Origin of the sequence: Janthinobacterium sp. 35, assembly GCF_002754575.1 — a bacterium.
GTDB classification, from domain to species: domain Bacteria; phylum Pseudomonadota; class Gammaproteobacteria; order Burkholderiales; family Burkholderiaceae_D; genus Janthinobacterium; species Janthinobacterium tructae.
This window is the reverse complement of the sequence record NZ_PEFN01000001.1, coordinates 2113462-2125852: the sequence shown is the minus strand read 5'-3', so window position 1 is coordinate 2125852 and position 12391 is coordinate 2113462. Positions and strand designations below refer to the sequence as shown.

General features: G+C 62.6%; 12 protein-coding genes. 8 read left to right on the top strand and 4 right to left on the bottom strand.

All coding sequences use genetic code 11. From position 1 onward, the window contains the following. Positions 1 to 69: 69 nt before the first annotated feature. The 3 genes from CLU93_RS09545 to CLU93_RS09535 all read right to left on the bottom strand — a co-directional run bounded on the left by CLU93_RS09545 (position 70) and on the right by CLU93_RS09535 (position 3351). A complete protein-coding gene (locus CLU93_RS09545) occupies positions 70 to 1782 on the bottom strand; it encodes a PAS domain-containing hybrid sensor histidine kinase/response regulator (protein WP_099760899.1) in 1713 nt (570 codons plus the stop codon). A 352-nt stretch (positions 1783 to 2134) separates the two neighbouring features. Beyond that, positions 2135 to 2962, bottom strand: coding sequence for a MipA/OmpV family protein (locus CLU93_RS09540; protein WP_099760898.1), 828 nt, complete (start codon positions 2960 to 2962; stop codon positions 2135 to 2137). Continuing rightward, positions 2959 to 3351: a hypothetical protein gene (locus CLU93_RS09535; RefSeq protein ID WP_133250691.1), complete on the bottom strand. Its 393-nt coding sequence runs from the start codon at positions 3349 to 3351 to the stop codon at positions 2959 to 2961. The genes CLU93_RS09540 and CLU93_RS09535 overlap by 4 nt, the downstream gene beginning before the upstream one ends. Positions 3352 to 3484: 133 nt before the next feature. Here CLU93_RS09535 and CLU93_RS09530 point away from each other — a divergent pair, with 133 nt between their 5' ends. The 3 genes from CLU93_RS09530 to CLU93_RS09520 all read left to right on the top strand — a co-directional run bounded on the left by CLU93_RS09530 (position 3485) and on the right by CLU93_RS09520 (position 6754). Further along, on the top strand, positions 3485 to 4579 hold the full coding sequence (locus CLU93_RS09530; protein ID WP_099760896.1) for a type II asparaginase: 1095 nt from the start codon (positions 3485 to 3487) through the stop codon (positions 4577 to 4579). A gap of 128 nt (positions 4580 to 4707) precedes the next feature. Continuing rightward, positions 4708 to 5559 (top strand): MOSC domain-containing protein, encoded by an 852-nt coding sequence (locus tag CLU93_RS09525; RefSeq protein ID WP_099760895.1) that lies wholly within the window; start codon positions 4708 to 4710, stop codon positions 5557 to 5559. A 34-nt stretch (positions 5560 to 5593) separates the two neighbouring features. Continuing rightward, positions 5594 to 6754, top strand: a complete 1161-nt coding sequence (locus CLU93_RS09520; protein ID WP_099760894.1) for a GGDEF domain-containing protein — start codon at positions 5594 to 5596, stop codon at positions 6752 to 6754. On the opposite strand, the gene CLU93_RS09515 is transcribed toward CLU93_RS09520, so the two are convergent. Further along, complete coding sequence (locus CLU93_RS09515) at positions 6755 to 8734, bottom strand: monovalent cation:proton antiporter family protein (RefSeq protein ID WP_099760893.1); 1980 nt, start codon at positions 8732 to 8734, stop codon at positions 6755 to 6757. An 84-nt stretch (positions 8735 to 8818) separates the two neighbouring features. Between CLU93_RS09515 and CLU93_RS09510 the strand changes: the two genes are divergently transcribed. The 5 genes from CLU93_RS09510 to lptB are packed head-to-tail and all read left to right on the top strand — an operon-like array spanning position 8819 to position 12387. Beyond that, positions 8819 to 9853, top strand: coding sequence for a KpsF/GutQ family sugar-phosphate isomerase (locus CLU93_RS09510; protein WP_373629837.1), 1035 nt, complete (start codon positions 8819 to 8821; stop codon positions 9851 to 9853). Then, a complete protein-coding gene (locus CLU93_RS09505) occupies positions 9853 to 10386 on the top strand; it encodes a KdsC family phosphatase (protein ID WP_099760891.1) in 534 nt (177 codons plus the stop codon). Before CLU93_RS09510 ends, CLU93_RS09505 begins: the two co-directional genes overlap by 1 nt. 45 nt (positions 10387 to 10431) lie before the next feature. Then, complete coding sequence (gene lptC, locus CLU93_RS09500; protein ID WP_243420104.1) at positions 10432 to 11043, top strand: LPS export ABC transporter periplasmic protein LptC; 612 nt, start codon at positions 10432 to 10434, stop codon at positions 11041 to 11043. A 25-nt stretch (positions 11044 to 11068) separates the two neighbouring features. Continuing rightward, positions 11069 to 11632 (top strand): lipopolysaccharide transport periplasmic protein LptA, encoded by a 564-nt coding sequence (gene lptA, locus CLU93_RS09495; RefSeq protein ID WP_099760889.1) that lies wholly within the window; start codon positions 11069 to 11071, stop codon positions 11630 to 11632. Next, positions 11632 to 12387, top strand: coding sequence for an LPS export ABC transporter ATP-binding protein (gene lptB / locus CLU93_RS09490; RefSeq protein ID WP_099760888.1), 756 nt, complete (start codon positions 11632 to 11634; stop codon positions 12385 to 12387). Before lptA ends, lptB begins: the two co-directional genes overlap by 1 nt. The last annotated feature ends 4 nt before the right edge of the window (positions 12388 to 12391 follow it).

Genomic DNA, 12391 nt, shown 5'->3' with positions numbered 1-12391 from the left:
AAGGCCTGGCTGATAAAAAAAACCTCGCGGCTTGCGAGGTTTTTTTGTTTCTGGCGCGCGTACAGCACGCTATGGCGTTGTGGCACCCTTGGTCGACGCTGTCGTCAAGCTGAGCGCCGTGTCGAGCGCCTCCATGAACTCGGGTACGTTGATGGGCTTGGTCAGATAGCGCAGGAAGCCGGCGTCGAGGCCTTTGCGCACGTCACGCGGCAGGGCGTTGGCCGACAAGGCGATGACGGGGATGTGCGCCGTCAGCGGATCGACGCGCAGCAAGCCCAGCACCTCGGTGCCGCTGATGCCGGGCAGGTTGATGTCCATCAGGATCAGATCGGGCTGGTGCTGGCGCGCCAGCGCGATGCCGAGGTGGCCATCGACGGCGCTGAGCATGCCCAGGTCGCTGCGGCGGGCGATCAATTGCTCGACCAGGATCAGGTTGGCCGGATTGTCCTCCACGTACAGCACCTTGCGGCGCGGCGCATCGAGCGGCGCATCAGCCGATGGCTCCAGGCCCATATTCCCGGCATGCTCGCCGAGTTGCAGTTCAGGAGCAGATGAGGCTGCCAATTCGATCCAGAACAGCGTGCCGACCCCGACCTCGCTCTCCACCCCCAGCGTGCCACCCATCAGCTCGACCAGCTGCTTGGTGACCACGAGCCCGATGCCGGTACCTTCCTCGGTGCCGGCTTCCTGTCCCAGCCGGTTAAACGGCTGGAATAATTGTTGCAATTGCTCGGCGCTCAGGCCGTTGCCGGTGTCGCGCACGCTCAGGCGCACTTTATCGCCATGCCGTTTGCATTCCACCTGCACGCTGCCGCCCGTGCGGTTGTATTTGATCGCATTCGACAGCAGGTTGATGACCACCTGTTTGACGCGCGTCAAGTCGGCATGTACGTAGAACGGCTGGTCGAGTGTAGGGAAGGTCAGCGTGATGTCGCGCTTTTGCGCCTGCGGCGTGATCATCGCGCGGCAGTCGCGCAAGACTTCGGTGAGCGCCATCGCCTCGCGCGACATGGCGACCCGCCCCGATTCGATCATCGACAGGTCGAGAATTTCATTGATCAGGCGTAGCAGATACCAGCCGCCATTGAGGATCTGCTCCAGCGAGCGTTGCTGCGAGGCGCTGGGCGGCGGCGTGTCCGACGCCATCAGCTGGGCAAAGCCCAGTACCGCGTTGAGCGGCGTGCGCAACTCATGACTCATGCTCGACAAAAATTCCGACTTGGCGCGGTTGGCCTTGTCCGCCTGCGCACGCGCGTTTTCCAGTTCGATGCTATTGTCGCTCAGCACGCGATTGAGTAGCTCGCGCTCCTGCTCCGCATGCTTGCGCACGGTATTGTCGGTGCCGATCAGCAGATAGCCGAGAATGGCGTCGTCCGCATCGCGCAGCGCCGTCACCGAGACGATCGCCGGGAAGCGGCTGCCATCCTTGCGCACATATGTCAGCTCATAACTGTCTTCGATCCCGCGCGACGCCTTGTAGACGAGCGCCTCAAAACCGGGCGCGATCAGCGTACCGATTTCCCCGGAGAGGGCGGTGGCGCGGCTGATGACCTCGGCCGGATCGGATATGCCGGCCGGCGTGATCTGGTTGATCACCTCGTCTGCCTGATAGCCCAGCATGCGCTCGGCGCCGACATTGAATAATTGGATCACACCCTGTGCATCGGTGGCGATGCAGGAAAAATAGGGGCTGTTGAAGATGGCTTCCTGCAGTACGCCCGCTTTCAGGAGCGCAGGCTGGGCTGCGCGCGCGGCGGTGCCGGCACGGTGAATGTCGTTCATGCTTACTGCCCTTGGTTCGCAACGCCCGCTTCCGGTCGGATAGGGCTGGCTGCACATTGTTGAGCGACAGGCGCTGTGGTTTTGTGAAAGACGCTGCTGTCTGTGTTGCTAAACCACATGACAAAGGATATTTTAGCAAATTTCCTTCCCATCGCCGCGTGCATCACGCGGACAAGACGACGTCAGCCGGGCAACCGGCTGACGTCGATCACGCCGCAAACGCCGGCCTTGAGGTGCTGGTCAATGCGACGATCAACTCCAGCACGCCTTCTGGCAATCCGACGGCATCGTGTATATCCCTCCAGAAACCCGACCGGCCAGTGCCGTGTTCCCGCACTATCGGGCACAATCATCATTCGACGGCCATGCGGCCCGAGCGTTGCCACGTCCACATCAGACCGATACCGGCCGAGGTGCCGCTGTTCTGGCGCAGCAGGGGGCTGGCACGGTTGGCGGCGCTTGCGTAGTTGTCGTAGCGTACAAAGGCAAAGGCGCGCCAGTCCTGGTGCAGCCGGTAGGAACCGCCCAGGCCCAGGCGCGTGAGCATCAGCCCGCTTTTTGCCGCATACGCCGGACGCTGATCGGTGGCAAACGCGGGGCTGACCCCATAAAAGTAATCGTTGATGGCGGCATTGCCCAGTACGGCGCCGCCGCTGGCATCGACGTGCCATGCCTGCTGCTCGCCTTGCAGCGCGTACACGAGGCGCGGCTCGAACGTGGCGCCCTGGCGGCGCAGGCCGCCGCGCGCTTCGATGACGGCGCGCAAGGGCAGTTCCAGGCCCAGGCGGCTGTGTTGCGTCGGCTCGGCCAGCTTGATTTTCAGGCGCGGGCCAAATTCCACCAGGGTGCCCAGGTCCGGCATGCCGCGCCGGGCCGGCACGTCGCTGGACCTGGCCGGCAAGGACAGGGCGAAACCCACGTCGAACTCCACCCGCTCCGTGTCGAGCAGGCGCGCGCCCACGCCGGAGCGGTCGGCACGCAGCACTTTCCCGCGATAAATCAAATAGGGCAGGGCCAGGCTGCGCGTCGAGCGCTCGCTGGCGCCCGGATAGGCGGGCGTGACGGCCGTGCCGCCGAAGATGCCCGCTTCCCATAAGGGTAACGCCGGCTCGGCGGCGTACGCGGGCGCCATGGCGGCCAGGAAGGTGATGAAGGCCAGCAAGGCAGGTGCGATATTCATCGGGGAACTCCGCAGGGTTTGCCGGCCTGTAGCGATTCCAGTGCCTTCTCGCTGAGCGCGCTCGATTGACCGCTTTTCTTTGCCAGCGCGATGGCTTGGCGGAAATGAAACTCGGCCGCATCGTAGCGGCAGGCCACGCTGGCGGCGCGTCCTGCCTCATGATGCAGCCGCGCCTGCCAAGCGAAGTCGCCATGGCCCAGTTCGGCATTGTCGGCCGCGGCCGCATAGCTGCGCATGGCTTGCGCCCAGTCTCCCTGGCTGGCCGATTCGCGGGCGAACTGCTCCTGCTGCGCCGCCATGCGCAGTTCGGTTTGCGTGGAGCAGGCGCCCAGCGCGATCAGGATCAGAGGCAGGACGAGGCAGGCGCGCAGGGAGAGTAGTGTGGACATGGCGCCACTGTAGCCCATGCGCAGGTGCGCACGTTTGCGCGGGACGCATGAATTGGGGGATTCGTGCGGCACTGATGACATATAATTTGCACACGACTTTGTTATTTTTGACAGTACACTTCACGGGAGCACCATGTTTTCACGTAAATTCCATTCTTGTGCACAGCTGATGCTGGCCACCTTGCTGATGGGCTTTGTCGCCGCGTCCCCCGCGCGCGCGCAGCAAGCGGCCGTCAAATTGCCGAATGTGGTGATCCTGGCCACGGGCGGCACCATCGCCGGCAGCGGCGCCGACAGCACCACCACCGTCGGCTACACCTCGGCCACCGTGGGCGTCGAGCGCCTGATCGCAGCCGTGCCGGAACTGAAAAAAGTGGCGAATGTGAAAGGCGAGCAAGTGTTCCAGATCGCCAGCGAAAGCATGGGCAATAGCCACTGGCTGGCCCTGGCCAAACGCATCAACGTGCTGCTGGCCTCGAACGATGTCGATGGCGTGGTCGTCACGCACGGCACTGATACCATCGAAGAGACGGCGTATTTCCTGAACCTCACCGTGAAGAGCCACAAACCGGTGGTCGTGGTGGGCGCCATGCGTCCGTCGACCGCCATTTCGGCCGACGGTCCCATCAATCTGTACAACGCCGTGATGCTCGCTGGCAGCAAGGAAGCCGTGGGCAAGGGGGTGCTGGTGGCCTTGAACGACCAGATCAACGCGGCGCGCGAAGTGACCAAGACGAACACCTCGACGACCGATACCTTCAAATCGCCGGAACTGGGCATGCTCGGCTACATCCAGGGCAGCAAGGCCTTTTTCTACCGCCAGTCGACGCGCAAGCACACCCTGGAATCGGAATTTGACATCAGCAAGCTCGATGCCTTGCCGCAAGTGGACATCGTGTATGGCTACGCCAACATGAACCGTGTCGGCATGGACGCGTTTATTGCCGCCGGCGCCAAGGGCATCATCCACGCGGGCGTGGGCGATGGCAGCGTGGCCGCGCAAATGAAGCCGGCCCTGGTGGAAGCGCGCCAAAAGGGCGTGCTGATCGTGCGTTCGAGCCGCGTCGGCCAGGGCATCGTGGCGCGCAATGGCGAAGCCAACGACGATGAACTCGACAGTGTCGTGTCCGACACCCTGAACCCGCAAAAAGCCCGCATCCTGCTGATGCTGGCCTTGACCAAGACCAACAGTACGCAAGAAATCCAGCGTATTTTCTACACGTATTGATCCTTCTCGCGCCAGGCCAGCCTTATTGGCTGAGCCTGGCTGATTTACGCTTGCCCGCTTTGCTGCCATACTTCGCTTCTGAATAACTTCCTGGCAGAAGCAGCAACACTGTTCCTTGTCCCCTGTTCATGGCTATCCTGTCCGACATCATCCTGTATCCGATCAAATCGTGCGCCGGCATCCATTTGCGCGAGGCGGTCTTGACGCGCTCAGGGCTGATGAGCGAACACGTGTTCGACCGCGAATGGATGGTGGTCGATGCGCAGGGCCGTTTCCTGACCCAGCGCGAACATCCGCGCATGGCGCTGATCGTGCCTTCCATCAAGGCCACCACCCTGGAATTGCGCGCACCGGGCATGCTGCGCCTGGAAATCGAGCTGGGCTTGCCACATCCGCAACTGGCACCCATGCTGGAAGTGCAGGTGTGGGACGATAGCGTGCGCGCCTACGATTGCGACGACGTCACGGCCACCTGGTTTTCCAACGCCATCGGCGTGCCGTGCCGCCTGGTGCGCTTTCACCCGGACGTGGTGCGCGCCACCAGCACCACCTGGACGGGCGGCGTGGCCGCTTCGACCATGTTTGCCGACGGCTACCCAGTGCTGATCGCCGGCAGTGCCTCGCTCGATGACGTGAATGACAAGCTGCGCGCCGCCGGCCGCGAGGCGCTGCCGATGAACCGTTTCCGTCCCAATCTGGTGATCGGCGATATCGGTGCCTTCGAGGAAGACTACGCCGCGTTCCTGCAATTTGGCTCCACCGTGTTAACACCCGTCAAGCCGTGCTCGCGCTGCCCGATCCCGTCGGTGGACCAGGCCACGGGCGTGCCGGGACCGGACCCGCTCGACGTCATGCATGGCTATCGTGCCAAGCCCGAACTCGATGGCGCCATCTGCTTCGGCATGAACGCCATCGTCACCGACGGCGGCGACGAGCGCATCGTGGTGGGGCAGGACATCGGTTTCGAACTGGCATTTTAAGCATGGCGCCCGCACACAAGGGTTTAAGGTTTCTATGAATCAAGCAATACCGCCGGACCCGCGCATTGCCAGCCTCGAAGCCGAAAACCAGGCCTTGCGCGCGCGCATGGCTTTCCTGCTGGAACAGGTCGAGCGCAACCACGACATCATGTGCCGCCACCAGGCGTTTGACCTGGAAATCGTCAGCGCGTCCACCTTTCCCGAACTGATCGGCACCATTTTTCGCACCTTGCCCGTGATTTCCGACCTCGACGGCGTTACGTTGAGCCTGCTCGACGAGGATGACGATATCGTGCTGGTGATGGAAAAGCTGGGCGTCGATTTCAGCGCCTTTCCGCAGTTGCTGTTCGTGCATGCCGTGGCGGAGCTGGGTTTTGCTGCACCAAAGCCCGCAGCTGAAGGGGAGGCGGCCTTGCCGCCGTCGCCCCTGCTGGGACAGTTCGACGCCGCCGTGCATGGCCCCCGTTTTCCGGGCATCGACGCTCCCTTGCGCAGCGTGGCGCTGGTGCCATTGTTGCGCAACAAGCGCCTGATTGGCAGCCTGAACCTGGCCAGCGGCGACATGACGCGCTTCACGCCTTCGCTGGGCACGGATTTCATCAAGCACATGGCCTCCATCATCGCCATTTGCCTGGAAAACGTGATCAGCAATGAAATGCTGAAGTACATCGGCTTGACCGATTCCTTGACGGGCGTCTATAACCGCCGCTATATCGACCGCCGGCTGCTGGAAGAAATCGGTCGCGCGCGGCGCCAGAATTATTGCATTTCGTGTATGTATATCGATATCGACCATTTCAAGCTGGTCAATGACACCTATGGCCACCAGGGCGGCGATGAAGTACTGCGCGAAGTGGCCACGCGCATCCGCACGGAATTGCGCCGCTCCGATGCGCTGGGCCGCTTCGGCGGCGAGGAATTCGTCGTCCTGCTGATCGATGCCGACCTCGACAGCGCGACCTTCGTTGCCGAACGCATCCGCGCCAGCATCGCCGGCACCATGTTTGACTTGCCGGGCAGCGCGCAAGCGTGGGTCAGCGTGTCGATCGGCGTGGCCAGCCTGGAAGCGGACGCGGCGCTGCTACCGATCGAAACGGTGGCGCAGCAGCTGGTGGCGCACGCCGACCAGGCCCTGTACCAGGCCAAGGCGGATGGCCGCAACAAGGTCATCAGCTGGCAGGCGCAGGTCGAATAATTATTTCAACAGCAATGTTTCTGCTTTGGCCACGGCGTCGGCCGTGCCGCGCAATACCACCACATCGCCGCTGGCCAGCTGCGTCTCGGGGGTGACATCGAGGCGGTCGCGGCCGCGGCGGATGGCCGTCACGGTCGCACCGCAGCCAGCCACGTCGAGCATGCTCAAGGGCAAGCCCACACACTGCGCGCCCTCGCTGACGGTGACTGTATGCAGGCGTTCCAGCTCGGCATCGTCGCCTGTATCGCTGGAACCGTGGAAATAGCCGCGCAAGGACGCATAGCGCTCTTCGCGCGCCGCCTGCACCCGGTGCACCACGCGGCGCAGGGGCACGCCCATCATGATCAGCGCGTGCGAGGCGAGCATCAGGCTGCCTTCCATCAATTCCGGCACCACTTCGGCCGCGCCCGCTTTCTTCAACTGGTCGAGGTCGGTATCGTCGTAGCTGCGCACGATGACGGGCAAGGTCGGCGCCATTTCTTTAAGTAAATGCAATAACTTCAGTGCCGAGGGGGTATTCGCATAGGTGATCACCACGGCGCTGGCCCGGTAGATACCGGCCGCCACCAGGCTTTCGCGCCGGCCCGCGTCGCCATACGAGACGTGGGCGCCAGCCAGCTGCGCTTCCTGCACCCGTTCCGGGTCCAGGTCCAGCGCGTGGTATTCAATTTTTTCTTCTGCCAGCAGGGTGGCCAGGCTTTGCCCGCTGCGCCCGAAGCCGGCGATCAGCACGTGTTTCTGCGACGCCATGGTGCGCGTGGCAATCTTGGTCAGCGCCAGCGATTGCATCATCCAGTCGTTGGCCGCCAGCTTCATGACGATGGCGTCGGACTTGGCGATGAGGAAGGGCGCCACCAGCATCGACAGCACCATCGAGGCCAGCACCACCTGCACAACGAACGGATCCATCAGCTTGATGCCGCCCGCCAGGTTCAGCAGAACGAAGCCGAATTCGCCCGCCTGCGCCAGCCCCAGCCCCGTGCGCAAGGCCACGCCGTTGCTGGAGCCGAACAGCCGGGCCAGGCCCGCGATCAGGGCAAATTTCAGCAGCACGGGGCCGCACAGCAGCAGCAAGACCAGCCACCAGTTGTCGAGTACCACGCGGATGTTGAGCAGCATGCCGACGGTGATGAAGAACAGGCCCAGCAACACGTCGCGGAACGGCTTGATATCCTCTTCCACCTGGTGCTTGAATTCCGTCTCGGAAATGAGCATGCCGGCAACAAACGCCCCCAGGGCCAGCGACAGCCCGGCCCGTTCCGTGATCCAGGCCGCGCCCAGCGTGATCAAGAGCAGGTTGAGCATGAACAATTCTTGCGAGCGGCGCTTGGCGACGATGGTCAGCCAGCCGCGCACCAGCTTCTGGCCGATGAACAAGAGCAGAATGAGGACAACCAGGGCCTTGCCGCCCGCCCAGGCCAGGGTTTCGGCCAGATTGTCGGAATCGCGCGTGAGGGCGGGAATCAGGATCAGCAGGGGTACCACGGCCAGATCCTGGAACAGCAAAATGCCGATGATCTTGCGGCCGTGTTCGCTTTCCAGTTCCAGCCGCTCCGTGAGCATTTTCGAGACGATGGCCGTCGACGACATGGCCAGCGCGCCGCCCAGGGCGAAGGCGGCTTGCCAGCTCAGGTGGATGTAGGCGGACAGGTAGCGTCCGACGAACCAGCCGAAGACGACGGTGGCGATGATGGTGGTGACCACCTGCGCCATGCCTAGGCCGAAGACGATGCGCCGCATGGCGAGGAACTTGGGCAGAGAAAATTCCAGCCCGATGGAAAACATCAGGAAGACGACGCCGAATTCGGCCAGGGTGTGGCTGGCTTCGTTTTCCGCCGCCAGGCCCAGCGCGTGAGGGCCGATGACGATGCCGACGGCCAGGTAGCCCAGCATGGGCGGCAGATGCAACATTCTGAAAGCGACCACGCCCAGCACGGCGCTGCCGAGTAACATCAGGGTCAGTTCAAGCGAGGAAAACATGGGTTGCCCGGTACGGTCAATGGAAATCGTTGTTTGTTGTGACTGGCAAGTTTTTTGCTTTCCTAATTCGTTTATACTTTGGGCATGAGTGTAACCCATGAAAAAACAATGCTGAAAGCTTTTGATCGAATTGACATGCAAGCGACGACCGAGCGCGCCGTCGCGCTGGCCCGCACCACCTTGCAGATCGAGTCCGACGCCATCGTTGCGCTGCACGCGCGCCTGGCCACGGACGACAGCGTGGGCCGCGCCGTGGCGATGTTGCTGCAATGCAAGGGGCGTGTCGTCGTCTCCGGCATCGGCAAGTCCGGCCATATCGCGCGCAAGATTGCCGCCACCCTCGCTTCCACCGGCACGCCGGCCCTGTTCGTGCATCCGGCCGAAGCGGCCCATGGCGACCTGGGCATGGTCACCTCGGACGATGCGTTTATTGCCATATCGTACTCCGGCGAATCGTCGGAACTGATGGCCATCATGCCCGTCGTCAAGCGTATGGGTGGCGTGCTCATTTCCATGACGGGCAAGCCGAACTCCAGCCTGGCGCAATTGGCTGACGTGCACCTGGATATTTCTGTTGAGAAAGAAGCCTGTCCGCTTAACCTGGCGCCGACGGCCAGCACCACCGTCACCCTGGCCCTGGGCGATGCGATCGCCGTGGCCTTGCTCGACTTGCGCGGCTTCAAGGAAGAAGATTTCGCCCGCTCGCACCCGGGCGGCGCCCTGGGCCGCCGCCTGCTCACGCATGTGCATGACGTCATGCGCAGCGGCGAACGGGTACCGAAGGTGCCCGTGGACGCTTCCTTGCTGCAGGCGCTGGAAGAAATGACGAAGAAGGGCATGGGCATGACGGCCGTCGTCGATGCGGATGAGCGCCCCGTGGGCGTGTTTACCGATGGCGACTTGCGCCGCATGTTCGAGCGCGTGCAGGATTTCACGCAAGTGGCGATTCGCGACGTCATGCATGCGCAGCCGCGCAGCATCGCGCCCGAACGCCTGGCCGTCGATGCCGTGGCCGTGATGGAGCAGTTCCGCATCAACCAGATGCTGGTCGTCGATGCCGACGGCAAGCTGGTAGGCGCGCTGCATATCCATGATCTGACGCAAGCGAAGGTGATCTGATGGAGAGCGTAGCGGACAACCTGGCGCGCGCGGCCAAAGTCAAACTGATGATCTTTGACGTCGATGGCGTGCTCACCGACGGCAGCCTGCATTTCGGCCCCGATGGCGAGATGATGAAAACGTTTAATGTGTATGATGGCCTGGGCATCAAGCTGCTGCAGGAATCGGGCGTGCAGACGGCCATCATCAGCGCACGCCGCTCGGCCATCACGGCGCGCCGCGCGCAAGACCTGGGCATTACCCATGTGCACCAGGGCGGTCACGACAAGCTGACGCCGTTTCGCGAACTGCTGGCGCTGACGGGCTTGACGGAAGAGCAATGCGGCTATATCGGCGACGATGTCATCGATGCGCCCATCCTGCGCCGCGTGGGCTTTGCCGTCAGCGTGCCGGGCGGGCGTCCGGAAGCGCTGGACTTGGCGCACCATGTGACGCAGGCCGGCGGCGGTCGTGGCGCGGTGCGCGAGATCTGCGAATTCCTGCTGCGCGCGCAGGATAACTATGCGCGCGTCATGGCGCCATTCCTGGAGTGAGGCGCATCGCCTTGCCGCCAGTCAGATTTGAAAGAGTGAAAGCCTATGCGTAAGCCAGGAGGCGCCCATCGCTGGCGCATGATTTTTACCGTGCTTGGGGCCGTCGTCTTTGCGCTGGGCAGCTTCTGGCTGCTGGAAGTGATGAACAAGAATGCCCAGGACATCACGGCCAGCAAGCATCTGGATGAGCCAGACTATTTCATCACCAATTTCAGCCTGGTGCGCATGGACTTGACGGGTAAACCCAGCTATATCGTGTCGGGCACCAAGCTCACGCATTATCCGCTCGATGATTCCTCCGATATCGACCAGCCTTTCGTGCGTAAGCTCACGCCAGGCATGCCGCCGATGAACATGAATGCGGAACTGGCGCATATCGACCAGGGCAATACCCGGCTGCAACTGCACCGCAATGTCGTGATCGACCGCGTGGCCAGTCCGAAGGCGCAGAACCTGACAGTCAAGACGGAAGCGCTGACGGTATTCCCGGATGAAGAAAGAATGGAAACGGACGTGCCTGTCGATATCCTGACGGGCGCCTCGCGCATCAATGGCATCGGCATGAAGGCCAATAACGCCACCGGCGTGGTGGAAGTGTCGAATGCGCTGCGCATGGTCCTCCCGCCGAAACCGCGCCCGGCTGCGGCGGCAAAATGACAGAATGAAACAAGGAAACCATACTATGAAGAATATCTTGCTGTTGACCGTATTTTCTCTGGCCATGATGGGCGTGGCGCATGCCGAGAAGGCCGATTCCGAGAAGGAAGCCGTCATCACGGCACGTAGCGGCCACGTCGATGACGTCAAGCAGGTGCGTACCCTGACGGGCGACGTCGTGCTGGTGAAAGGGACTCTGACCATGAAGGCGGGCCGGGCCCTGATCACGGAAGACCCGCAAGGCTACCAGTTCATCACCTTCTGGGCCGATCCCGGCAAGCTGGCCACCTTCCGCCAGAAGCGCGATGGCGCGGGTGACCTGTGGGTGGAAGGCGAGGCGGAGCGCGTGGAATACGATAACAAGACGGAAGTGGTGAAACTGTTTTCCAAGGCCAAGCTGACGCGCCTGGAAGGCACGAAAGTGACCGACGTGGCCAACGGCGCCTTCATCTCGTATGACAGCCGCAAGGAAGTATTCAAAATGGAAAATTCCGACAGCGGCACCAGCACCCCCGATGGCGGCAGCGTGCGCATGGTGATCCAGCCGAAGCCCAAGGCGCCGGCCACGCCCGCACCAGGAAAGAACTAATGGACAATACACGTTGCGGCAGCACCCTGATCGTTCGCGGGCTGCAAAAAACCTATGGCAAGCGGCAAGTCGTGCATGATGTATCGCTGCAAGTCGAATGCGGCGAAGTGGTGGGATTGCTGGGCCCGAACGGCGCCGGCAAGACCACCTCGTTCTACATGATCGTCGGCCTGGTGCCGTCGGACGGCGGCAGCATCGATATCAGCGGCGTGGACATTTCCCGCCTGCCGATCCACCGCCGCGCGCAGATGGGCCTGTCGTATCTGCCGCAGGAAGCGTCCGTCTTCCGCAAGCTGACGGTGGAAGACAATATCCGCGCCGTGCTGGAAATCCAGACCGTCGAAGGCCGTCCTTTGAAGAAGGCCGAGATCGAGGAGCGCCTGGATAAATTGCTGGCTGACTTGCAGATTGAAAAGTTGCGCGAGAACCAGGCGCTGTCGCTGTCGGGCGGCGAGCGCCGCCGCGTGGAAATCGCCCGCGCGCTGGCGACCGACCCACGTTTCGTGCTGCTCGACGAACCGTTCGCCGGTGTCGACCCGATCGCCGTGATCGAGATCCAGCGCATCGTGCGCTTCTTGAAGGAGCGCAATATCGGCGTGCTGATCACCGACCATAATGTGCGCGAGACGCTGGGTATCTGCGACCGTGCCTACATCATCAACCAGGGCTCGGTGCTGGCGTCGGGACGCCCCGACGACATCATCGCGAACGAGTCGGTACGCCGGGTCTACCTGGGCGAACACTTCCGCATGTGAGCCA